General features: G+C 45.0%; 21 protein-coding genes. 8 read left to right on the top strand and 13 right to left on the bottom strand.

The features are described from left to right. From ACXAD8_RS01955 to ACXAD8_RS01945, 3 genes are all read right to left on the bottom strand, one after another. Entirely contained in the window at nucleotides 1-675 is a 675-nt protein-coding gene (locus ACXAD8_RS01955) for a hypothetical protein (protein ID WP_475224325.1), read from the bottom strand. 1 nt (nucleotide 676) lies between these two features. Further along, nucleotides 677-1,609 (bottom strand): aldo/keto reductase, encoded by a 933-nt coding sequence (locus ACXAD8_RS01950; protein ID WP_475224324.1) that lies wholly within the window; start codon nucleotides 1,607-1,609, stop codon nucleotides 677-679. 110 nt (nucleotides 1,610-1,719) lie between these two features. Continuing rightward, on the bottom strand, nucleotides 1,720-1,950 hold the full coding sequence (locus ACXAD8_RS01945) for a DUF2789 domain-containing protein (protein ID WP_475224322.1): 231 nt from the start codon (nucleotides 1,948-1,950) through the stop codon (nucleotides 1,720-1,722). Between the two features lie 190 nt (nucleotides 1,951-2,140). Between ACXAD8_RS01945 and ACXAD8_RS01940 the strand changes: the two genes are divergently transcribed. Further along, nucleotides 2,141-2,995 (top strand): peptidylprolyl isomerase, encoded by an 855-nt coding sequence (locus ACXAD8_RS01940; RefSeq protein WP_475224321.1) that lies wholly within the window; start codon nucleotides 2,141-2,143, stop codon nucleotides 2,993-2,995. Here the strand turns inward: ACXAD8_RS01940 and ACXAD8_RS01935 are convergent. Beyond that, entirely contained in the window at nucleotides 2,992-4,167 is a 1,176-nt protein-coding gene (locus ACXAD8_RS01935) for a hydroxymethylglutaryl-CoA reductase (RefSeq protein WP_475224320.1), read from the bottom strand. The genes ACXAD8_RS01940 and ACXAD8_RS01935 overlap by 4 nt on opposite strands. Before the next feature lie 349 nt (nucleotides 4,168-4,516). On the opposite strand from ACXAD8_RS01935, the gene ACXAD8_RS01930 reads away from it, so the two are divergent. Then, nucleotides 4,517-5,374 (top strand): hypothetical protein, encoded by an 858-nt coding sequence (locus ACXAD8_RS01930; protein ID WP_475224319.1) that lies wholly within the window; start codon nucleotides 4,517-4,519, stop codon nucleotides 5,372-5,374. A 9-nt stretch (nucleotides 5,375-5,383) separates the two neighbouring features. Further along, a complete protein-coding gene (locus tag ACXAD8_RS01925; RefSeq protein ID WP_475224317.1) occupies nucleotides 5,384-6,544 on the top strand; it encodes a DUF4785 domain-containing protein in 1,161 nt (386 codons plus the stop codon). Nucleotides 6,545-6,634: 90 nt separating this feature from the next. Here ACXAD8_RS01925 and ACXAD8_RS01920 read toward each other — a convergent pair whose 3' ends face one another. The 7 genes from ACXAD8_RS01920 to thrS form a co-directional block, all read right to left on the bottom strand. Continuing rightward, on the bottom strand, nucleotides 6,635-7,294 hold the full coding sequence (locus tag ACXAD8_RS01920) for a MotA/TolQ/ExbB proton channel family protein (RefSeq protein ID WP_475224315.1): 660 nt from the start codon (nucleotides 7,292-7,294) through the stop codon (nucleotides 6,635-6,637). A gap of 20 nt (nucleotides 7,295-7,314) precedes the next feature. Beyond that, nucleotides 7,315-7,650, bottom strand: coding sequence for a PadR family transcriptional regulator (locus ACXAD8_RS01915; RefSeq protein WP_475224314.1), 336 nt, complete (start codon nucleotides 7,648-7,650; stop codon nucleotides 7,315-7,317). Between the two features lie 97 nt (nucleotides 7,651-7,747). Further along, nucleotides 7,748-8,596, bottom strand: coding sequence for a substrate-binding periplasmic protein (locus ACXAD8_RS01910; protein ID WP_475224312.1), 849 nt, complete (start codon nucleotides 8,594-8,596; stop codon nucleotides 7,748-7,750). 171 nt (nucleotides 8,597-8,767) lie between these two features. Further along, the gene (gene rplT / locus ACXAD8_RS01905; protein ID WP_229527658.1) at nucleotides 8,768-9,124 is read right to left on the bottom strand and encodes a 50S ribosomal protein L20; all 357 of its coding nucleotides are present in this window, start codon (nucleotides 9,122-9,124) and stop codon (nucleotides 8,768-8,770) included. 16 nt (nucleotides 9,125-9,140) lie between these two features. Next, nucleotides 9,141-9,338: a 50S ribosomal protein L35 gene (rpmI, locus tag ACXAD8_RS01900; RefSeq protein ID WP_475224311.1), complete on the bottom strand. Its 198-nt coding sequence runs from the start codon at nucleotides 9,336-9,338 to the stop codon at nucleotides 9,141-9,143. 128 nt (nucleotides 9,339-9,466) lie between these two features. After that, the gene (infC, locus tag ACXAD8_RS01895; protein WP_475232854.1) at nucleotides 9,467-10,027 is read right to left on the bottom strand and encodes a translation initiation factor IF-3; all 561 of its coding nucleotides are present in this window, start codon (nucleotides 10,025-10,027) and stop codon (nucleotides 9,467-9,469) included. Beyond that, entirely contained in the window at nucleotides 10,027-11,943 is a 1,917-nt protein-coding gene (thrS, locus tag ACXAD8_RS01890; protein WP_475224310.1) for a threonine--tRNA ligase, read from the bottom strand. The genes infC and thrS overlap by 1 nt, the downstream gene beginning before the upstream one ends. 613 nt (nucleotides 11,944-12,556) lie before the next feature. Here thrS and ACXAD8_RS01885 point away from each other — a divergent pair. The 3 genes from ACXAD8_RS01885 to ACXAD8_RS01875 all read left to right on the top strand — a co-directional run bounded on the left by ACXAD8_RS01885 (nucleotide 12,557) and on the right by ACXAD8_RS01875 (nucleotide 14,719). Next, nucleotides 12,557-13,447 carry a fructosamine kinase family protein gene (locus tag ACXAD8_RS01885; RefSeq protein WP_475224309.1) on the top strand — a complete coding sequence of 297 codons (891 nt, stop codon included), beginning with the start codon at nucleotides 12,557-12,559 and terminating at the stop codon, nucleotides 13,445-13,447. A gap of 44 nt (nucleotides 13,448-13,491) precedes the next feature. Further along, nucleotides 13,492-13,704 carry a CPXCG motif-containing cysteine-rich protein gene (locus ACXAD8_RS01880; protein WP_475224307.1) on the top strand — a complete coding sequence of 71 codons (213 nt, stop codon included), beginning with the start codon at nucleotides 13,492-13,494 and terminating at the stop codon, nucleotides 13,702-13,704. 85 nt (nucleotides 13,705-13,789) lie between these two features. Further along, nucleotides 13,790-14,719: a DUF3080 family protein gene (locus ACXAD8_RS01875; protein WP_475224306.1), complete on the top strand. Its 930-nt coding sequence runs from the start codon at nucleotides 13,790-13,792 to the stop codon at nucleotides 14,717-14,719. Nucleotides 14,720-14,741: 22 nt separating this feature from the next. On the opposite strand, the gene ACXAD8_RS01870 is transcribed toward ACXAD8_RS01875, so the two are convergent. Beyond that, on the bottom strand, nucleotides 14,742-17,975 hold the full coding sequence (locus ACXAD8_RS01870; RefSeq protein WP_475224305.1) for an ATP-binding protein: 3,234 nt from the start codon (nucleotides 17,973-17,975) through the stop codon (nucleotides 14,742-14,744). A 180-nt stretch (nucleotides 17,976-18,155) separates the two neighbouring features. After that, entirely contained in the window at nucleotides 18,156-19,367 is a 1,212-nt protein-coding gene (locus ACXAD8_RS01865) for an iron-containing alcohol dehydrogenase (protein ID WP_475224303.1), read from the bottom strand. A gap of 375 nt (nucleotides 19,368-19,742) precedes the next feature. On the opposite strand from ACXAD8_RS01865, the gene ACXAD8_RS01860 reads away from it, so the two are divergent. After that, complete coding sequence (locus tag ACXAD8_RS01860; protein WP_475224302.1) at nucleotides 19,743-21,974, top strand: ferritin-like domain-containing protein; 2,232 nt, start codon at nucleotides 19,743-19,745, stop codon at nucleotides 21,972-21,974. Further along, nucleotides 21,974-22,918, top strand: coding sequence for an MNIO family bufferin maturase (gene bufB / locus ACXAD8_RS01855; protein ID WP_475224301.1), 945 nt, complete (start codon nucleotides 21,974-21,976; stop codon nucleotides 22,916-22,918). The genes ACXAD8_RS01860 and bufB overlap by 1 nt, the downstream gene beginning before the upstream one ends. Nucleotides 22,919-22,925 lie beyond the last annotated feature (7 nt).

Below are 22,925 nucleotides of genomic sequence, written 5' to 3'. Positions count from 1 at the left end.
TTAAAACTCCGCGCGTTTTAATCTGGGCGCGCAGAAAAAACAAAGTGGTAGCAACATTCCCCACCAGAATGCCACGTCAAGGGCATACAAGGTGGCAACCTCAGCAGTGATTATCGTAATTGGCAGCAATGCTAACCACACTGGATATCGTCCATGAACCTTCCAGGCTAGCAACAACAGGCCCAAACTCACAGATGGATGAAGCCCGGGCAATAGCCATACTGATGGTGAGTTATAGACGCTCAATAACACTATACTGATTGCCAGTACCAGTGACCCACAACCGGCAAGCACAAATGCAAACCTGTTGTTTTGTGGATTGGTAAACAAAGACCAGGTGTGCTGTTGTTTATTAAAAGCCCTTACATCAAGCAACAGATTTACCAGCATTTGCAATAGAATTAGTGCGGCAAAATAGCGGGCATATTGATTGATTTGAAGGTAGAAAATCCAGTAATAAACAGCACATGAAAGATAAGTTGCCAAATTACAGATTAACTTTAACCAATCGGAAAGTTTGTCATTCAGAGCACGATTAAAAAGCAACAATTGCAACGGCAACAAAATAGCCGCCATAAACCACCAATTGCCGCTAAAATCTGCAAACAATACCAGCCAGGTTTGTTTTGAGAAGAGCAGAAAATCCTGCAGCGAATAAGTCCACCACACATCCATGCTAAATTGCTCTAAACGCGTTTTTAATGGCCTGTTGAACCTTTTTATCCGGCAGTTCGCCATACAGCGCCTGCATATTTTCCTGCATATGAATTACCTGACTGGTAGCAGGGATCGCCAAAGTGACTCCTGGTGTGGCCAATACAAATTTAAGTAGCAACTGCGACCAGTTACTGCAGCCTAATTCTGTCGCCCATTCCGGAACCGCCGCTCCTTCAGCGTGCCGTGGCAAACGCCCTCCCTGAAAAGGTCTGTTGCAAATAACAGCAACGCCTTTTTCCTGAGCCAACGGGATTAATCGCTGTTCTGCTTCTGTATCTATCAGGTTGTAGGTTAGCTGCACAAAATCTACCGGCTCCGTCTTCAGGATCCTCTCCACTTCGTCATGTCGCCTGCCATGTGAAGTGGTAATTCCCAAATAGCGAATAATGCCCTGCTGCTTTAATTCACGTAACCAGGGCAAGTGATATCGCCAACCCACCAAATTGTGAATCTGCAATAAATCAAAACGAAATTGTTGCCAATATGCCAGAGAATCACTCAACTGTTCCCGAGCCTCATCTGCTGAGCTGGTCCAGGTTTTTGTGGCGGTAAAGGGTGTGAAACCTGAATTTTGCTTTAGTGCATAACCCAGTACCTGTTCGGCTGAACCGTACATGGGCGAAGAGTCAATAAATGTTCCACCCGAATCGAAAAATGCTTTTAAGACTGCGGCGCGTGCATCTCGCAAGACCTTGTTGTTACCAACATTAAATGTAATCCAGGTGCCCATACCTAAGGCGGGCACCTTTTCACCTGAGCTGGGTATCGTCCCTGTATTTAACTTCGCAGATGGTTGCGAATTCACCAGCGGAGTAAACAGCGCATTGGCCGCGAAAAGCGCCCCGGTGCCAGCGATAAACTGACGCCTGTCTGTCATTTTTCCATTTGTCATTGCCAGATCCGGTTAAAGGCCAGCTTTTAATTTAATTGCAAACCCGGTGATACGCATCTGATTTTCGCTGAATCAGCAATGTACTGCGTTAAGTCAGCTTACAGTCAATGTCAGTGCAGCATAGCATTGAGCTGATCTATCACTTCGCACCACTCAGCATCGTCTTCTAACTCAGCTTTGATAAATGCCCTTTGCGAATCCGTCCAAAAGTCAGCTTGTTCAATATGCACGTCGTCAGGCAGGCCTTTATTTTGATAGATAAAGTAATCCATACCTTCATCACTGGCATCCAGGCCTAACTGACAAAACAGGTCTTTTAACGTAGGTGTAGTACCGATCATAATCACAACCTCCGATTGCAAACAGTGTAAAAACTTTAGCACTACGCACATTAACAGAAGCTTAAAATTATCCGGCTTCAAAAGCGTAGCTTGCTAACGAAATATGCCTTCTCAGTAAATTCAGGTATAAGTATAGTGTAGGAAAAAAAATTTGTGGCCCCAGGCGCAAATACAAAAAAAGGAACAACAAATGACCTTTCGAACCTTGCAGTTATTGGTTTTCAGCCTCTTACTTTGCAGCTTATCTTTTTATGCTAAAGCTCAGGAGTTCGTTAAGATCCCTGATGAGCATTTAGTGCTCATGACAACCGAAGTGGGTGAAATATATATCGAACTGGCTCCAGAAATGGCCCCAAATCACGTTGCCAGATTTTTGGCCTTACACAGTAAGCAAGCCTATGATAACACGGAATTTTATCGCGTTATTGATGGCTTTGTGGCGCAGGCTGGCCCTGGTGGCAAAGGTGAGCAGTCCTATGCGCCTTTAAAACTGGAAGCCAAACACAGCACTAAAAACTTAGAATATAGTCTGGTGCAAGAACGGGATTTATTCGCCGCATTTACCGCTTTTAGCCAGGGCTTTGCCATTGCCCTTAACGACACTCAGTCAGAGTTTTGGTTAGCTCACTGCCCTGGAGTGGTTGCAATGGCAAGGGGTAATGAAGCCGACTCAGCCACTACCGACTTTTATATCACAATCGGTCAGGCCCCCAGGTACCTGGACAGAATAATGACCATCTTTGGTCGGGTGGTTTATGGAATGGATGTAGTTCAGCGTATTCAGCGCGGTGTCATAGGTGAAGACGGCTTATTTCCCAACAAGCAAGCACCTTCGAAAATTATTGCAACAACGCTGGTGAGCGAATTGCCCGCCAATAAACGTCCCGTTATCAGAGTAGAAAAGACCCACGGAGAGCAATTTGAAAGTAAATTGGCGGCGCGCAAACATCGCAGTCATCCGTTCTTTTTTGAGAAACCACCTGCCGTGCTGGATGTCTGCCAGGTGCCTCTGGCTGTACAGTTTGAGGCACCCGGACAGAACTAATCGCGATTGCGTCCGTATTTGTCGTGGCTGGTAACCCAGTCACCGGCGATTACGGCACAGCCTAAGGAAATATCCCCCGCCAGCACGGTTGCTGCAACAATCTCTGCAAATTTATTGGCCTTGCCTTTGCCATAACAACCCAACAAATTTAAGCACTCTTTTTGAGTAGGTAATCCTGTACCACCGCCATAGGTAGCGCAAATCAGAGAAGGCAATGTGACTGCCAGATAGAGATCACCATTATCCAGTAACTCGTGAGACAAAATACCGGCGTGAGATTCCACTACATTGGCCTCATCCTGTCCGGTGGCAATAAACAACGAGGCAATGCCATTGGCTGAATGTGGGCCATTATAGGCAGCACCGGCCATCATTGCTCCGGTATTCGCCATCACACAAGCGCGTGCCATGGCCACAGTATCCGTGTGCATATAGCGCATTAAAATATCCCGCTTTATTACTACTTCTGCAATCACTCGCTTGCCGCGGGAGCCCAACATATTGAGGTGGGAATGTTTTTTGTCAGTATCCATATTTCCCGATAACAGATATCGGGTAGACATCGGGTAATTGTGGACAATCCATTCGCATGCAGCCAATGTGGCTTTACCTACCATATTCTGACCTGCGGCATCACCAGTGGTGTAGTTAAAGCGCAAATAACGCATTTTTGCCACCGACCATTGTTGAATATTCACCAATTTACCAATACTGGTGGTAGATTCCGCCACCTCTTTAATACTGTCAAAATGTAACTTTACCCAATCACCAAAGTCACGGGCTTCCTGAGCATCATTAAAAATGAACGCCGGCGCTCGCTGCATATACTGCTCAACCACCGTGGTTTTACATCCACCGGACTCACTGATTACCCGCATACCACGACTATAGCTGGCTACCAAAGTCCCTTCAGTAGTTGCCAGAGGTACATAGAAATCCCCTTGAGCGTATTCACCATTAATGGTGATTGGGCCTGCCACACCTAATGGCATTTGCACAACGCCGATGAAGTTTTCAATGTTGCCCGGCAGGCAAGCGGGATCAATACTAAACTGGCCAGTGTGCTCTAATGATTCACCGGTTTTTTCAGTTAAAAAATCTCGCCTGTTTTTAGCCATTTCATGGGTGTAATTGGTTTTCCCATTTCTGGGTATGCGGTCTGCAACTTTCATAATGATGTGTCCCCGAAGCCTGAAGTTATTGTGTGTGCCTCCCCACTCTATAACAGTCGCGATTGCAACAGGATGACAAATTGCCCCAATTACTGCTGATCAGAGCTGTAGAAGTCGGATCACTTCCACAACCCGCCCGCAAATGTAACAAAATTGTTAATTGAAAATAATATAACCATAAGCGGTCAATATAATTACCCTTATATTGATTTTCCATAAGCCCCCTAAATTCCTTGCGAGTTCATTTTATAATCTCTATAACCTGCACTGGTCGGAAGTCATACCAGACCATAAAACAATAAATCGGGTTTGCGACTTCAGACTGTTAAACAAAAAACAGGAACATAAAATGAAAAAAATAACATTTACTTTAATGACCCTACTCCTCTACCTCTCGTCGCCGGTTTCGGCTAATACTGGCCTGGCTTTAGTGCATGGTACGGGGAATCCGTCGGATGCCTACAACGATTACTGGACCGGCGATTTCGTGAACTCAGTGCGTCAGGGCTTGCCCAATCCTGCGCTGGTTCTGGTTATCAACTGTAACTTTGACAAGTACATGTGGGACTCCGCCGCAGCGGGTTGTCTGGCCAATGCCTTAACCCAATTTATCAACCAAAACCAGATAACCGACCTTAAGGTGGTTACTCATTCTAATGGCGGTAATGTCATGCGCTGGATTTTAAGTAACCCCACCTGGGACAGCCGCTACCCGAACATCATTAACAAAACCAGTCGCGTAATCGCACTGGCTCCTTCCAGTGGCGGAACGCCATTAGCTGACGCGGTAATGAACGGCAATGTTTTTGAATCAACATTAGGCTGGCTGTTGGGCTATAAATCTGACGCCGTAAGACAACAACAGGAAGGCTGGATGGCCTATTACAACGCCAACTATTTATCTGGTACATCAGGTCGCCCTGCATTGCCCACAATTTTTGAGGCTGTAGTTGGCAGTGATGTTGATTCTGCAATATGGGATGGAGACAGCTACTGCGCAGGCTATCAAAATCAGGTAGCGCTTGAAGTGACACAAAACTGGTTAGACTCCTGTTCAGATGGATTCCTGAATTGTTCTTCACAACAGGCAGCCGGAACCACCTGGTTCAAAGACAAGCAAAAAACCAAAGGAAAAGAACCTTTAAGCCATCAACAAAGCCGCCGGGATTGCTTCAACCTGGACAAATTAGTTCGTGACCGTATCTAGGAGCCAAAAATGAAACATATAAAAACCATTAAAAACAAAACCCTCCTGGTATTGGCTTTGGCACTGAGCAGTCAGGCAATAGCTGCGACACAGCAATCCTATCAGAGTACAGAACCTGCTGCCGTGTCTCTCCCGGTGCAAGACGATGTTGAGCAACAGCGGGTTGCCTACATCTGGCCCACCGTAGATTCGACCAGTAGTCATATGTCGCAAAGCCAGCAAGTACAAAGCGACGAATACTGGCAGACGGTGACTGGTGCTGAACTAAACAAAGGTTTTCCCTTGTACATAGAATCAGACGCTTTAGTAAGACTTGCACCAATGGCGAGTTATCAATCCGGTGCACGTCAGATATCTCCGTCTGTAAATATGGATTCAATCAGCTTGTCTGCTTCAGTTGGCTCTCAGCCTACGGTGAGTCTGTTGGCCGACCAACAAGCCATGCAAACAGCGGGATTTGATGATGGCAGCGTCGCGGTAAAAGTAGCTAATCACTCAGACAAACCATTAACAATGCGCAGTGATTTACGACTACCAGGCGATGCGCAATACCTGCTACATGTAAAGGAAAAAGGCAGCACTGGATTGCTCCAGTTTGCGATGCCCTCGCATGTGGACAGCCAACAACAGACAATTAGTATCGATGCTAACCTGGGCGCCAAGGCTATCATTCCAATGACGACTCAAGCCAGCATCATCACACCTGCAGGCGAACACATTGCTGCAAAACTGCAACACAATAAAGTGACTTTTGAGCAACAGCTGTCTGAATACGGTGCCCGTCAGGGTCTTTATCAGGTGGAAATCCACACACTTGGAAATGTGAATGGCAAGCTGGTCAAGCGCTCAGCCAAACTGCCCTTTGCGCTTACCGCTAAAACCGCAGCAATTGAAAACGTTGCTGTTAGCGATAAGCTGTGGGTGTCTCTGGATGTGTTGGAGCCAGGTCGTTACAACCTGACAGCGACCTTGCAGGGTATCGACAAAAACGGCAAAGCCCACTCATTGCAAACTGCTGACGTGGCAGAGTATTTTGAGCAAAGCCGTGCCATGGCATTGCCATTTGAGCTTCAGAACTTTGCCCAGTACGAGCGATTTGAACTGGTGAATGTAAAACTCACCGATCAAAGCCGACTGATGACATTGCAGGTTTTACCGCAACTTAAATAATCAATACTGATTAAAAAAGGCCGGGGTTACTGACACAATGCAGAGTCCGGCCTTTTTATGCACTGTAAATCAGCGGCTAGAGCTAGTTCTTTAAGCTTCTTTTTGAATAATCAGATGTTGTATCTTTTGCTCACCGATGTAACAGAAAACTTTCAATATTACGCCATATAATGCAGTTAACAAACATACTGCGATGGCTGGTCCCAAGACTTTGTTCATTACATCCACTTCCATATTAACACCAATCGCGACAGCACCTATAAGCACTCCCATAAACCCCAGCCACAAACTGCTGTTGCCGAGTAATGTATAAACGTGTTTGGCAGCTTTTAATTCGGACAGCTCTGGCACCAATTCATTATCAAACAATAACCGCAATGCCGTTTTGCAAGTATGCGCAGAGCAGATGCCAATGGTTATAAAGATGGCGGGCGGGTATACCACAAGAATAGACGGTATATTAATAAACATGCTTACCTCACCACTAAACATAATAGCCATCAGCAAAGTAGCCAGAAAGGTCAACAAGCCTAAAATAAACATCAGTAATCCCCTTTTGTTTTGCCATAAATAACGTACGGCAGTTCTGAAAGCCTGACGCTGATACCATGCCAAAGCTGTTAAATAATCTTGAGATTGCAGTTTCTGCGCGTATTCTTCTGCCAGGTCCCCGACCACAGGATCTTTTAATTCTGCCGGTAAACACCAGGTCAATATGCGCTCTGTAATCTGTGGTGGTTGAGAAACCATTGGTTGATTCTTATAACTCACTATTGCACCCCGTGGTCGCGCAAAGTCAGGCCCTGCCACATATGAGTCAACGCATCTTTACTGCGTTTCAGCGCCTGTTGTCCTTTTGCTGTCACTTTAAAGTACTTCTTAGCCCGACCACCCCGCTCCTTTGTGGGCTCTCCCATACTCGCGGTTACCATGCCTTTGACTTCCAAACGTTCCAGGGTTGCATAGAGCGCCCCAACGGTTACATCTCTGTTAAGCTGCTCTGCCAGTAACTCCCGCACGGTTTTGCCATAGGCATCGGAACCAAGGCGCATCACAGCCAGCAATATTACCTGCTCAAACTCACCTAAATATTTTTGCTCACTCACAATGAAAATATCTGCACCATTTACTCTATAATGTAGAGTAAATTAGTAAAACCGCAAGATTTATTTTATTTTGTAGAGTATATAGATGATTGGCTGTTTAGTGAGACGCAGTGGATGTGGATTCAGTGTTGGACCAATGGGGATCGTAATATTGCATCGACAAACCATAAGAAGCGTAGATCTGCTCTATTTCGCCACTTTGCAGCATCTGCTCCAGATAAAAATCAACTTTGTCCCTTAAATCCTCAGGCAAAATATTTTTAACTTTCCTGGAAATGCCAAGCTGGAAAATCCGCTCCTCACCAATCGGCTTTTCCATGAATTTAATTTTGTGCAATTCGCCACGTTGCTCCATGTACCAGGCAAAAATTCGCTCATTAACTGCCACGGCTTTAACTCGCTTCAAAAACAACAATTCCGGTAACTTCGACATAGCATTTACCTGAATGGGCTGGATATGCCCCTGAGCAACCGCATCGTCAAATTCAACTCCGATTGAATTACCAAATACAACACCAATATCACCATGACTATATAGGTCTTCAAGACGTTCAAACTTGAAGGGTGTTTCCTCCAGAACAGCAAGACGATAAGTGGATTTATGAAGAGGTTGCTCACCGAAAACCACATGCTTGCGGTAGCGGTCCATTTTAAACAGCACACCCAAATCAATGCGGCCTTTTATGAGATAATCCGTCGCCCTTTTTTGCGGTAACAGTAGCACCTTAAAATCGCTGTCGATACGACCAACAACCGCACGTATTACATCAATGTCCGGCCCTTTGGCGTGATTGTTTTCTATGATGTGGTATGGCGCAAAGCTAATATCAATCACACCGATTTTAAGTCCTATGGGTTGTGGAGCCTCACCAGCCCGCGCCAGGGAAAGGTTAGCAATCCCCAACATCACCATACAGACAAAAGCAAAGTGCAATCGATATAACATAGTGAACAATAGCGTCACAAAAATTTAATAACGGAATAAGTAGAGTGTTAACGACAGAGCTGGAAAACACAAGTCTTTGATGCTCAGGATTTTTTTACCCCAAAAAGAAAAACGGGATGCATCCTGCATCCCGTTTCCCATATAAGAACTTAAGCTAAATTTGTTAAAAAATTAAGCTAATGCGCCTTTAGCGGCGTTTACTAATGCTGTGAAAGCTGCTTTATCGTGTACCGCAATATCCGCCAAAATTTTGCGATCGATTTCTACAGAAGCTTTTTTCAGACCATTAATAAAACGGCTGTACGACATACCGTTAGAACGTGCTGCAGCGTTGATACGTGCAATCCACAATTGACGGAATTGACGCTTGCGCTGACGACGGTCACGATAAGCATATTGACCTGCTTTAGTAACCGCCTGGAAGGCTACGCGATATACACGTGAACGCGCACCGTAATAACCTTTTGCAGCTTTTAATACTTTTTTGTGACGAGCACGTGCGATAGTACCGCGTTTTACTCTTGCCATTATTCAGTCTCCTCTCTTACACGTAAGGTAACATGCGTTGGATCAACGCTGTATCTGCATCATGAACTAGCTTTTTGCCACGTAAGTGACGTTTACGCTTAGAACTCTTCTTAGTCAGAATGTGACGCAGGTGAGACTGTTTGCTTTTAAAGCGGCCTGAAGCGGTTTTTCTAAAACGCTTCGCGGCACCGCGATTAGTTTTAATTTTGGGCATGATTACATACTCCGCATTTTTAAGGCTAAACACGCTAAAACATTAAAGGCGTGCATAGCAATTGCTACATAGTCGCAAGGCGAACCCACTGAGCAAGCTCAGTTGATTACTTGCAGGCCTTACAACCTCTACTTTTTGGGTGCCAACACCATGATCATTTGGCGACCTTCAACCCGATTGGGGAAGGCCTCGCAATTAGCGATATCTTCTAAATCGGTTCTAACCCGCTTTAAAAGATCGATACCAATGTCTTGGTGTGCCATTTCACGTCCGCGAAAACGGATAGTTACTTTGGCTTTGTCACCACCTTCTAAAAAGCGACGCAGGTTGCGCAGTTTTACCTGGTAGTCGCCTATATCAGTGCCAGGGCGAAATTTAATCTCCTTGACCTGAATTTGCTTTTGCTTTTTCTTCTGCTCTTTCTGAGCTTTACTTTTCTCGAAGAGGAATTTCCCATAGTCCATAACTTTACAGACAGGTGGCTCAGCATTCGGGCTGATCTCAACCAAATCCATGTTAGCTTCTGTGGCCTTATTCAGGGCTTCATTTAGGGATACTATCCCAGCCTGACTTCCGTCAGCTGCAATCAGACGAACTTCGTTGGCAGTAATTTCAGAATTAATACGTTCTTTATTACCGCTGTCCGCTCTATTGTTACCTCTTTTAATAGGTTCTTCCTCCGAGAAAATTAGCAAATCTTTTTCTGGTGAATTTCTTCAGTGATTTTGCTGATAAAATCATCTACAGCAAATTTTCCTAAATCTTCACCTTTTCGAGTGCGGACAGCTACTTCTCCAGCTTCCACCTCTTGATCTCCGATTACCAGCATGTATGGAACACGCCTGATAGTGTGCTCGCGGATTTTAAAGCCTATCTTCTCATTTCTCAAGTCCGACTTTGCTCTAATTCCGTGTTTTTGTAATTTTTCCGTGACTTTTTTAACGTAATCCGCTTGATTATCGGTAATATTGAGCACGACAGCCTGCGTTGGAGACAACCAGGTCGGGAATTGTCCGGCGTATTCTTCAGTTAAAATACCGATGAAACGCTCCAGTGATCCCAAGATTGCTCGGTGAATCATTACCGGAACTTTGCGTTCACCGTCTTCAGCCACATAAGTTGATCCCAATCGGCCAGGCATTGAGAAATCCAGCTGAATGGTGCCACACTGCCATGCCCTTTCAAGACAATCGTAAAGTGTAAATTCGATCTTAGGTCCATAGAAAGCACCTTCGCCCGGCAAGACTTCAAATTCAATATCATTGGCTTTAAGTGCATCGGCCAGGCCTTTCTCGGCTTTATCCCACATTTCATCATCACCGACTCGTTTTTCCGGACGAGTAGATAATTTAACTACAATGTTTTCAAAGCCAAAGGTCTTGTAAGCCTCGTAAACCATTTTGATGCAGCCGCTTACTTCGTCCAGAATTTGCTCTTCAGTACAGAAGATGTGGGCATCATCTTGAGTAAAGCCACGTACCCTCATCAAGCCATGCAAAGCGCCTGAAGGCTCATTGCGGTGACAGCTACCAAACTCGGCCATACGCAACGGCAAGTCGCGGTAAGATTTTAGGCCCTGATTAAAGATTTGCACGTGACCCGGGCAATTCATCGGTTTTACGGCATATTCGCGGTTTTCAGATTGGGTAGTAAACATGTTTTCGGCATATTTATCCCAGTGACCAGACTTCTCCCACAAGGAGCGGTCCATCATTAATGGCCCCTTAACTTCATCGTAAGTGTAATCCACTAACATCTCACGAACGTACTTTTCCAGCTCTTTGTAAATTGCCCAACCATCATTGTGCCAGAACACCATGCCTGGTGCCTCTTCCTGCCAGTGCCACAGATCCAGGGCTTTACCAATTTTACGGTGATCGCGTTTTTCAGCTTCTTCAAGGCGTTTAAGGTAGCCTTTTAACTGCTTTTTATCCGCCCAGGCGGTACCGTAAATACGCTGCAACATTTTGTTGTTGCTGTCGCCACGCCAATAGGCACCAGCAACCTTCATGATCTTAAAGTGATGACAAAAACGCATATTTGGAACATGCGGACCACGACACATATCAATGTATTCTTCGTGGTGATACAAACCGGGTTTGTCATCTTTCTCAATGTTTTCATCAAGAATAGTGGTTTTGTAGCTCTCACCACGACTTTCAAAGGTATCTCTTGCGGTTTGCCAGTCTACTTTCTTCTTAATAACGTCGTAATTGGTTTTAGCCAATTCCAGCATGCGCTTCTCTAATTTATCCAGATCTTCCTGGCTTAGCGAATGCTCCATATCTACGTCGTAGTAAAAACCATTGTCAATAACCGGGCCGATTGCCATTTTGGTATCGGGCCACAACTGCTTAATCGCGTGACCTAACAGGTGAGCACAGGAGTGGCGTAAAATTTCCAGTCCCTCATCGTCTTTAGCGGTTATGATTCGCAGCTCAGCGTCTTCGGTGATGATGTCGCTGGCGTCGGCAAGTTCACCATTGATTGCACCGGCAATGGTCGCTTTGGCTAAACCTGGGCCTATATCATTGGCAACATCTAAAATAGAAAGAGGATTGTCGTATTGACGCTGACTACCGTCAGGAAGAGTAATAACTGGCATGAGTTTTCCTTTTACAGTGGTGACGCCTACCAAACGCCACATGCTAAATTCAGTATAAAAAGTAAGTTTTGCAATCTGGCTTTGCCTATGAAATAACGAGATCCATCAGAACTTGCGCAAACCGCGCCGCGAGTCTAACAACTGACCATGGAATTTTCCACCCTGGGGCAGACATAATGTGCAGTTATCTCCGTTTTTTCCTTCTGACGAAAAACTGCAAGTTGCGGTTTCGCAACACCCGGATTTTACGAATCCACCTATTTGGTAACCATGCAAGAGATAGAGAGCTGTTGGGTTGCAGTACCCATATCCACGTCACACAGTCTTATCTCTTGGAGTGGAACGGCCAAACCAGGAGTAATGCGACCTGACTGGATAGTCCGTTCCACCATGAAAAAATCCACAATTAAGACCTTTAAGGCGCTTCAAAGCCAACTGCGGCAAAAAAAATATCAAGGGAAACCATTGGCTTATCCTGAAGTACCGTAAAAATCAGCAAATCCAGCTTAAATTTAGCCAGTTATTCACCATAATTAACAGACTCGCTGTCAGAAACCACCTTTGCAATTATCAACCTGGCAACGAGCAATACAGGCTGATCAGTTAGCGGTAAATGACGCTGATCTGGGGTGAATTAACGAGAATGTGGCATTTCATCAGTGACAATATAAGTCATGTAATTGAGCAGGACTTTATCTGTGATGACATCAGAGAGGTTTCTGGTGGCGATAGTCATCGCGCTTATAAAATATCCGATGGCCGCAAACGCTTTTTCGTCAAAGTTGACTCTGCGCATCTAAGAGAAAACTTTGAAGCAGAAGCCCACGGATTAAACCTGTTAAGCACGGCAGAAAACTTTCGTATTCCCAAAGTCATCTGTACAGGCACGACGAGTGACAAGGCCTACATTGTGCTGGAACATATGACGCTGGGAGATGGCGAGTCCACAGATTGGCGGGAAATGGGAAGGCAGTTAGCTAACTTACATTTACATACCGAAAGCCAATATGGCTGTCACTTTAATAACTTTATTGGCCGTACGCCCCAAACAAACCACTGGGAACAGGACTGGGCAGCATTTTACAGCCAGCATCGCATCGGTACTTTGCTGCAACTGATGGCGGCCAACGGTATTCGCTTTATCGATATAAATTCCGCTGTTGAGCAAATTCACAGTTTGCTAAAAGGTTATCAACCCGACGCATCTTTGCTCCATGGCGATCTGTGGCGGGGAAATGTTGCCTTCTTTAAACACACTCCCGTGGTGTTCGATCCCGCCTGTTATTATGGCGACAGAGAGACCGACTTAGCTATGACGGAATTATTTGGCCCCTTCCCTCCTGCTTTTTATGAAGGTTACCAGGAAGTTTGGCCGCTGTCGGAAGGATATCAGCAACGAAAACCCATTTATCAGTTGTACCATTTATTAAATCACGCACTGATGTTTGGCGGCTCTTATGTCAATTCGGCGCAAGAATCTTTAAAAAGATTACAAAAACACTAAACCTAATTATACGAGGTTAGTTATTACGTAACGCGAGGCAAACAATGTTCAATGATCATACATTAAAACATACCGATATTAACTGTCCCCACTGCGGTCATCCGGTGCACCTGGATTTAGATTGCAGCAACGGTGATCAGGACTATATTGAAGACTGTGCAAACTGTTGCAACCCTATCCATTTAAACTTACATTTGAATGAAGTGAACCGCACAGTAGAGCTCAGTGTCAGCTCGGATGACGAACAAATTTATTAGACCTTATTGCATAAAGTTTACCTCATCCTGGGCAATAACCATTTTAGTTTGGTTAGGTATCAGTTCGTGCTCACAAAAACCCTACTTGCAAACAACGCTGGACGAGTACAGTCAACGAACCGCACATATTCTTGAGGCATCATGGCCAAAAACAGAGCAAATAATTAATACAGCCAATACTCAGCCTGTATCTACATCAGGACATTCAGAAACAAGCAATACATTCATTAAGCTCAATGAATTTTATCAACTACCAGATTGCGGGATTAAACCCATCATTGCAGAGCGCAATACCACAATGGGGAAAATACAAGCGCCGTCACAACGTTATCTTTACGATATTCGCTTACTGCAAGCATTAGAGCAATGTCAGGTAAACCATACTGGAGCGACAAAGGAGCAGTTAAGCTCGTTAATACAACAAAAACGTCAAGATGCACAGCAAAGCTGGCTGGTTTTGCTCCGTCGCAGCCCGGAACTTACAGCAGCCATTTGGAATACTCGGGTACACTTTGAAGCTGACGAAGAACACCGCCATGGGATTCAAAATTGGCTGACACTGAGCCAGCTATCTCCTGATTCAGATTTGACCAATATTAGCTCAAACTCAGTAAAACTGGAAACCAGTCTGGAGCAAATTGAGAAGTTTAAAACGCCCGCTAAAATTAAAAATGACATTCTTTTGATTACCCATCATTTGCCGCCAATAACCGATTTCATCGCCTCAGAAACCCGACAACTGGCCTGTGAAACTCATCCTGGCGATAAGCAAAAAGTGGAATATCTGCGCAATGTCTTCAACTTGTTTTTCATTCAAAAAATTCAAGTTCACATTACCAAAGTCAATGCCTGGTATTATCAAATCGAGCCAATACTGTCGCAACTACCATTAACAGAAGGCAGTGCTGAAGGTTGGTTAAATAGAGAAGCCCATGCAGCCTTTCTCACGCAAATTAGAGCTCATGTTGCAGTTTGGCAAGACTTGTTTGAACGCTGCAATATGTCTCCGGCTTGAGTCTGAATGAAATAAACGACGACTAAAAATCCTGCCACACTTCGCTCATTTCCACCGCCGTGCGAATTTTAGCTCTCAGTGACTGTAACGAAATGGGTTTGGACAGATAATCACTCATCCCAGCGGCCAGACACTTTTCCTTGTCACCTTTCATGGCATTTGCAGTGAGTGCTATGATAGGGATCTCTTTGTAACGCTCTCCCGCCTCGCCAGCCCTGATAGCTTTAGTTGCCGCAAAACCATCCATTACAGGCATTTGGCAGTCCATCAAAATATAGTCGAAATCCCGCGTAGAGCTGTTCAGCAGCTCAATGGCTTCTTTGCCATTACTGGCAGTTGTCACCTCCTGCTCTAGTTCCGCCAACATGTGAAGCGCAATATCCTGGTTTATTGGGTTATCCTCCACCAGTAGCACATTTCTGCCGGTTATATTGATTTTTTGTCCTTGATTGAGACTATTAACTTTAAGGTTGTCATCGTCGGCCCCCAATAGCGCATTGCGAAAATTAATGGGCGTTACGGGTTTTACACAAATCGCAACACTGCTCAGCTCTGCCTTATAGGGAATTTGCGTCGCTGTAACCGACGAAAATAAAATGATCTGCGCGCCTGAAGTTTGTGCCTCTTGTAAAGTTGCCAGTAGCATTTCCGAAAAGGGAATTTCGTCAACCAGGATAAGAAGCGGCAAATCACCCTTCGCCACGCTTCGGACTTTGTCCAACGCAACCTGCAGCATTTGCGGTTTAACCAACAACAGCGAGGCATTCAGCGAGTTTAAATACTCTGGCAAATATGGCAGTTTCTCATTCTCGTATACATAGATGACCCTTTCATACAATAATCCCAGATTTAGCTTCTCAGATGTTTTACTACCCGTTTCAAGCGGAAACGTAATAGTAAAGGCGCTGCCATGACCTGGTTTACTGGTAACAGTAATGTTGCCGCCCATCATCTGACACAACCTCTGGGAAATAGACAGCCCCAAACCAGTGCCACCAAACTTTCTTGTGGTACTGGCATCGGCCTGGGTAAAAGGGTTAAACAAATTACCCAGGCTAGATTCATGGATACCTATTCCAGTGTCTTTCACGGTAATGCTAAATAGTACCTTATCATCCAAAAATTGGCTTTGTGCCAAAATTTGCACTTCACCAGAATCAGTAAACTTGTTGGCATTCCCTAAAATATTAGTCAAAATCTGACGTATCCTTCCGGGATCACCAACTACAAATCCATGCTGCAATTGATGGCTGGCCATCACCAATCGGTTACCCTTATTTTTGGCCTCGATTGCCATGGCTTCGGTCACGTCACTCAGTAACTTCACCATATCAAATTCAACCAGTTCGAATTCAATTTTCCCGGCATCCACTTTGGAAAAGTCCAGAATATCATTAATCAGACTCAGCAAAGACTCTGCGCTGGAGCGTGCGACCCTCAACCGCCCTTTTTGTTCGGCATCTAACTGCGTTAATTCCATTAGCTCCAGCATACCCAACACCCCATTCATGGGGGTTCTGATCTCGTGGCTCATGGTAGCCAGAAACTCCGATTTAGCGATGTTCGCCTGTTGTGCTTCTTGCAGCGCAAATTTGAGCTCCCTGGTTTGTTCAAACACCACATCTTCAAGGCTGCGATTGAGTTCCTCCAATTCTTTGTTTGCCATTACCGCTTTTTTACTGGCAGATTCCAGCTCTTTGATACTGATACTGAGCTTTTCAGCAAAACGCCGGATCACCGGCACAATCCGTTGAAACTCTTTAACATCTGAGTTGATTTTAATTTCCCGCAATCGTTGAAAATCACCGGAGTCACTTATGCTGGCTAATTCGCGACTAAAATTAACGATTGGCTGACTGATTTTCTTAGCCAACTTCTCTACGGCCCAAAAGCAGAGCATTAGGATCAGCGCCAATATTGACAAAGACCACACCAAATTACTGGTAATGTTTTGCTCATAGATGCTGCGCGGTAAGATGCGAATAACCTGCCAATTGCTTCCCTCAATCAAGCTCCTCTTCGCCATGCGGTATTCACCGTTAGCCGCCACATAGTAGTAATTTCGGGGCTGTTGCAGATGTTCCAGCAAGGGAGTTTCAGACATGTCATCTAAAAAGTTGAGGCCCAACCCCTTTGACGCAAAAATGATTCTTGAGTGGCTATCCAATATCAGCAGTTGCTCCATGCTATGAATTTTTTTGCGATCCAGATTAACTAATCTTTTCAGGTTTAAAGAGGCCTCTAATATCCCTGAGAATGGCTCCAAGCCAGATTTGGGAACAGACAATGCCACAATGGGATCATTGCCAAAGCCGCGCCCTTGGAAGACGTCCGACACGTAAGGCTTATTATTGGCTTTAACTTCATAAAAATATGGGCGATCAGCAACACTGACATACTGGCCGGTTTGAGGCATAATCTTGTGCAACAGGTCAGCGGGATAGGTCACCCTAATGTGCCCCTCTGAATCGGTTACCAACAGCGTTAATACATCTGGGTAATTTGCCCCAATATTATCCAAAGTCTTTCGCCAGGCATTTTCATCAGTTTGTGTAAGGTTGGCCCCCAAACTCAGCATGCGCAAATGCTCTTCTAAGAACCCCTGAAGTTTTAAGGCGACAACTTCACTTTCAAGCCTTAATTCTTCCTGCAAGTTAGTCAGAGCCTGAGCCTGGTAGCGCTTTAACCAATAAAATGTGTTTAAGAGCAGTCCACTGGTTAATGCGATAAAAATGGCCACGGCAATGATCCGACTGAAGTGTAGAGTCTCACGCCAACTGGATTTAAAAAACGGTCGCAGCAAATAGGCCAGCACATAACCCATCATGACATTAATAATGCCATTAACAATGTATTTAACCACAATGGCAAACTTGGTAATGACAAAGTATTCGCTAAAACTGAAATACTGAATTGCTACGATTATCCAACCGGCAGAAAACCAGTAGCGAATACCATACAAAAAGGCACTCTTTTGGGTTGAACGGGCATAAGCAATGACGGCAATTTCGCCCAGAAATGGCAGCAACACATAGAAATGCTGCCAGTTCAGCCAGGTAACCGCCCCTGATATCAAACAACAGGCTATGCCAAACCTGGCTCCCAACAATAATGTCAGGCTAACCGCGATAATGTTGCCCAGAATGAGTTGTGACCCAGTGAAAAAATCAATCGGAAAGTAATTCGCAACACAAGCCAACAAAGTCGCCGCGATAAAAACCAAATAATGTTGATTGTGAAAACGGGGTATTGTCAATTCGGCCTCAGCTCAATAAAGAATTGAAGAGACCAAAATTAGCATATTGTGACTGCCAGGATAATCACTATTGCCTAATACTTTAGGCTTATAGCTCGTCGTGAATAGCAAAATTGCCCATGAAATTAACCGGATTTATAACCATAGCAACGCATGGGCTTGATAGAGTTTGGCTAACCCCTATGAGGCCAGCATGGCAGTTACCATTTGTTGGCACTGCTTATTATTCATATAACGCGGCACAGGATACAGATAATGAGCTTCTTTTAAGGCGCCTTTCGCGATTGCCGGAATATCCTCTTTTTTAAGTTTGTCCAATGTGGCTGGAATCCCAATTTTCTGATTAAGCGCTTTTACGGAATCAACGAACTTTTGTGCTAAAACCTCATTATCTTCAGTACTATTACCAAGGCCCGTTGCTACGGATAACTGTGCGAGACGTTGACTTGCTGCCGGCAATGAGTAATCCAGCACTTTGGGTAAGACAATTGCATTGGCCAGACCATGAGGCGTGTGATAGAAAGCCCCAAACTGGTGAGCAATGGCATGCACATAACCAAGGTTCGCTTTGGTAAACGCCGCCCCCGCATAAAAAGAGGCCAGCGCCATGGCTTCCCTCGCCTCCAAATTCTCACCGTCTTCGTAAGCAATGGGTAAGTATTTCATAATCATTTTAACGGCACTTAACGCATACACATCGGTATCGGGTGCAGCATGCCTGGAAATGTATGATTCAACTGCATGAGTCAGGGCATCCATGCCTGTGGCGGCAGTGATATGTGGTGGCAGTCCCGTCATTAACTCGGGATCTAACGCCGCGGCAACCGGTACCAGTTTTGGGTCGATAACCGGAGTCTTTTGATTAGTATCAGGATCCGATACGACAGCAGCAATGGTTGTCTCAGAGCCGGTACCTGCCGTGGTAGGAATAGTAAAAATGGGCACAGGGGCAATTTTAACTTTTAAAACCCCCACCAGTTTTTTGATAGCGACCGGGTTAGTCAGCCTGGCGGCAATAATTTTAGCAGCATCCAGTGATGAGCCACCGCCAAATCCAAGTACCGCATCGCATTGATGACTAACGCCTAAATCCACACCCGCTTCAACTATCTGGTAACCCGGGTCTGGCACAACTTTATCAAACACCACAAATTGAATACCTAACTCTTTCAGGCGTTTTTGAAGCGCTTCTAATAACCCCAATTTAACTAACATTTCATCAGTGACAATCAGAAGCTTGTAAACCCCCATATAATGCAATGATTCGCAGAGCTTCAAGGCGGACCCGGCTCCGGAGTATATGGTGGGCTTAGGTGCAGGTATAAATACGGTCACCAGTTTCAGCATGACCATGACAAATTTGTATAACAAAACCCGAACAACGAAAGGCATAATAAACGTTCTATAAAACCAAAATTATGTGTAAGTTAGCAACAAAGCAGGAAGGCCACAATGTCTCAATGAAGATTTTTCAAACTATTGTTTAAAACCACTGTATGAGACTGTGTAAAAGGGCTTATTCAAAAGTTCGTGGGTTCGTTGCCACAAAAAGTTGTGTTTTTTATCCATATTTATTTGACGATTTATCTTTCCTTATCTAACTTTTTTCTTCGACGGTAAATAGCGATGAAAAGTGGATAATTTCGAAAATTCATTGCCTTCCATTGAAATTTAACTGAGCTGTAATTACGTTTTTCTTAACTATGGATTGCTTTGATTCAATAAAAACCATTATGAATCAGCATTGCCAATAAGACGGATACTCACATGCAAGTACAATATAAAGTTCCCCCCCTCACTCCTGAACAAATTGCTTTAAGAGACAAAATCAATGGCGACAGTACCAACTATGGCGAAAAAACCTTAGGTATTCTGAAAGCCACACTGCAAGCTGCAGCGGAAGTAGAGTTAGCCACTATTCCCATCTATTTGGGTACTTACTACACTATCAATCGCACTCCCGGCAAAAATAATCCAGGTGAGGATTCTGCCTTTCCGAAAACGCCCTTATCTCGCTACGCCAATGAAGCTGGTGCATTGATTATGAGTGTTGCAGTAGAAGAAATGCTGCACATGTCGCTTGCGTGTAATGTCTTGTATTCATTGGGTCAAATGCCAGAACTCTATAAAAAAGCGCCAGCAAAGTACCCTGCATATTTGCCATTGCACAGACTAAACAAAGCAAACTATGCACACGATAACACCCGCAATGAAGGGATCCCGTTAGCCGGTTTTTCTTTTGACCAGCTATCCCACTTTCTGGCCATAGAGTATCCAGAAGCGGCTGACGCAGTGCCGGAAGGCAGTAACTGGGACACAATTGGTCAGATCTATTCTTACGTTCGCTGTCTGATTGAATCTAAATGGATATCTGATTGCGATTTTAATGCTGATAACAGCGGTCAGCAGATTTCCTCCGGAGACTATTCGCCCAATAATATTGATACGGTTTACCCCAACGATTCCTTCAATTATCAAAACCCTGAGCCTGTTTCGGGCAGTAATTCGGCTGCAAAGGTCGCCAGCTATGCCAGCGACGAAGACAGCCATGTTGGCAAAACCCAACTAATGCAAATCACTGATAAGAATACTGCAATCCAAGCCATTACCACTATTTGCTTTCAGGGTGAAGGCTTTAACCAAAGTGCATATGATGACCCCAGTAAAGGGGAGCTTTCCCATTATTATAAATTTTTGACCTTAATGAGCAAGCTGGAAGGATATACTGACGTCTATAAAGAAATGGGCGCTCTGGGTTTTAATAACGTTGCGCCAGAGCCGGTTGCTCCGAATGCACCGCAACAACAGTTTTCTGCGCAACAACTGGAGAGTTTTGTCTACCCTACTCCGACCAACCCTCAAATCAATCAATTTGGTGGCGAAGGCAGAAAAGAGTTAATAGAGATAGCGGACTCTCTGTTTCAGTATATGTTGGTCATGACTGAAACCATATACAAGGTGCCTGCCGAAAAACAAAAAATTTATTTTTATCGAACCATGCACCAGTCTATGATCTGGGTTATGGATAAACTCTATCAGGCAATGCGGGAAGTGAGTTCGGAGGATGGTAAATTTCGACTTTGCCCGACATTTTCAAATATTGATTTAGGTAGCAGAGCCGAAGCTTATGGCAATATGTGCCAAAAAGTTATCAACTTTCAAAAAGTATACTGGTTTTCCAGTGAAACCAAAGCAAGCTGGATGAACAGCGATATTCAGGCTTACCTGGATGATATTCTCAATTTACCTGACGTTAGCCAATACTGGGCTGTGGCTACCAGTGATAGTGATAGTAACAGAGAGGTAGAACCGGTTTATCTTACTACCCCCGATGAGTTTCAGGGGATTGGCAATAATACCGAGGTTCCCCAACCGGCAACTAGTATTGTTTACGCTGGACCTTTTGCGGGAACCCCAACATGGCCACAAAATCCCCCAAGCAGTGCGGAGTTGCCCGAAGGTGCCGTGAGGCACGCCTGCATGGGTCTGAATAGCTGCAAAAACCAGGGCCGAACCCTCAGCAATGACTGTGCGGGCCAGGGGTATTGCTCCACAGCACTGGCTTACAATCCTGCCAATCCATTTGAGGGTAATGCCTACGATCACACTTGCCATGTCAAAAACGACTGTCGCAATCAGGGTGGATGTGGCCTCTATGGTACTGAAGAAGAATTAGCCACGCCTGGTCATAATGATTGCCAGTCACAAGGTTCCTGCGCTACTCCAATCAATGCTGAACGGTTTATCACCGACGGCGATAATCGCGGTAAAAGTGTCTGGCTTCAGGCCAGGGAAGTCTTTACCCAGAAAGTCTGGCCTGATCTTCGTGCGCAAAACCCGCAGCTACCCGCTGAACCTCCGCAGGTTAAGGGGTCGAATAGCAATCCAAACCTGTTCCAACAAGGGCCCACCATTGGTTGGATTGAATATGATAACGATGGCGCAGGTATGACGGCTTGTGGTTCCAGTGGAATGAGTGGCGCGGGGAGCTGTGCCTAGTGACTCTGGGAGTTTTAGAGAGCTTACCGCAACTGGGGCTGGGCATCGGCCTACGCTCCAGTCACTTTAACCATATTACCCAACATTGGCCGGAAGTAGACTGGTTCGAGGCCATATCAGAAAATTTCATGGATTCCGGAGGCAGACCTGGATACGTTCTGAGACAAGTTGCAGAGCGCTATCCAGTGGTTTTACATGGTGTATCCATGTCTATCGGCAGTAGTGAACCATTGAACCGCAACTACCTCAAGAAACTTAAACATCTGGCAGATGATATCAAGGCTGCCTGGGTTAGCGACCACTTGTGCTGGACAGGCACCATGGGCATCAACAGCCACGACTTGTTACCGGTTCCTCTTAATGAAAACACGCTGGCCCATATTGCCTCCAGAGTGCATCAGGTACAGGATATTTTAGAGCGTCCTCTGATCTTGGAGAATCCCAGCAGCTATTTGCGTTTTAAGGACTCCAGCATGGATGAACCTGAGTTTCTGAGAGCGCTGATCGAAGAAACCGGTTGTGGTCTACTCTTAGATGTCAACAATGTGTATGTAACCTGTTTTAATGCCGGTATTTGTCCACAGGCCTATTTAAACGCCTTTCCCTTTGAACAAGTGGTGCAAATGCACCTTGCCGGACATCAACATTGTGGTACTCATATCATTGATACCCACGATCAGCCGGTTTGTGATGGCGTATGGGAATTATTCAGGCTTGCCTGGCAGCAAACCCGCGGTGCTTCTACCTTGCTGGAGTGGGATGGCGAAGTACCTGAGTTTTCAAGAGTTCACCAAGAGATACTTAAAGCGAAACAATTTATGAGTGGTGAACTCAGGCCAGAAAAGCTTCAAACAGTAAGCATTACATCCAGAAACACCGTATCTAACCCTGTGGATTTCATGGTGCAGGAAGTGCGCCCTCAAAGCCAGTTTAGTCCGTTGTAGGCACCTG

It is taken from the genome of Planctobacterium sp. AWH2_060 (assembly GCF_056158425.1).
Note: the sequence above shows the minus strand (reverse complement) of the source record. Positions and strands in the feature narration are given on the sequence as shown.

Coding starts and splice junctions, on each gene's coding strand:
- ACXAD8_RS01910 (WP_475224312.1), bottom strand. CDS start 8,596: ATGTTATATCGATTGCACTTTGCTTTTGTCTGTATGGTGATGTTGGGG.
- ACXAD8_RS01935 (WP_475224320.1), bottom strand. CDS start 4,167: ATGAAAGTTGCAGACCGCATACCCAGAAATGGGAAAACCAATTACACC.
- rpmI (WP_475224311.1), bottom strand. CDS start 9,338: ATGCCCAAAATTAAAACTAATCGCGGTGCCGCGAAGCGTTTTAGAAAA.
- ACXAD8_RS01920 (WP_475224315.1), bottom strand. CDS start 7,294: ATGGTTTCTCAACCACCACAGATTACAGAGCGCATATTGACCTGGTGT.
- thrS (WP_475224310.1), bottom strand. CDS start 11,943: ATGCCAGTTATTACTCTTCCTGACGGTAGTCAGCGTCAATACGACAAT.
- ACXAD8_RS01940 (WP_475224321.1), top strand. CDS start 2,141: ATGACCTTTCGAACCTTGCAGTTATTGGTTTTCAGCCTCTTACTTTGC.
- ACXAD8_RS01930 (WP_475224319.1), top strand. CDS start 4,517: ATGAAAAAAATAACATTTACTTTAATGACCCTACTCCTCTACCTCTCG.
- ACXAD8_RS01955 (WP_475224325.1), bottom strand. CDS start 675: ATGGATGTGTGGTGGACTTATTCGCTGCAGGATTTTCTGCTCTTCTCA.
- ACXAD8_RS01950 (WP_475224324.1), bottom strand. CDS start 1,609: ATGACAAATGGAAAAATGACAGACAGGCGTCAGTTTATCGCTGGCACC.
- ACXAD8_RS01925 (WP_475224317.1), top strand. CDS start 5,384: ATGAAACATATAAAAACCATTAAAAACAAAACCCTCCTGGTATTGGCT.
- ACXAD8_RS01945 (WP_475224322.1), bottom strand. CDS start 1,950: ATGATCGGTACTACACCTACGTTAAAAGACCTGTTTTGTCAGTTAGGC.
- rplT (WP_229527658.1), bottom strand. CDS start 9,124: ATGGCAAGAGTAAAACGCGGTACTATCGCACGTGCTCGTCACAAAAAA.
- ACXAD8_RS01860 (WP_475224302.1), top strand. CDS start 19,743: ATGCAAGTACAATATAAAGTTCCCCCCCTCACTCCTGAACAAATTGCT.
- ACXAD8_RS01885 (WP_475224309.1), top strand. CDS start 12,557: ATGACGCTGATCTGGGGTGAATTAACGAGAATGTGGCATTTCATCAGT.
- ACXAD8_RS01865 (WP_475224303.1), bottom strand. CDS start 19,367: ATGCCTTTCGTTGTTCGGGTTTTGTTATACAAATTTGTCATGGTCATG.
- ACXAD8_RS01880 (WP_475224307.1), top strand. CDS start 13,492: ATGTTCAATGATCATACATTAAAACATACCGATATTAACTGTCCCCAC.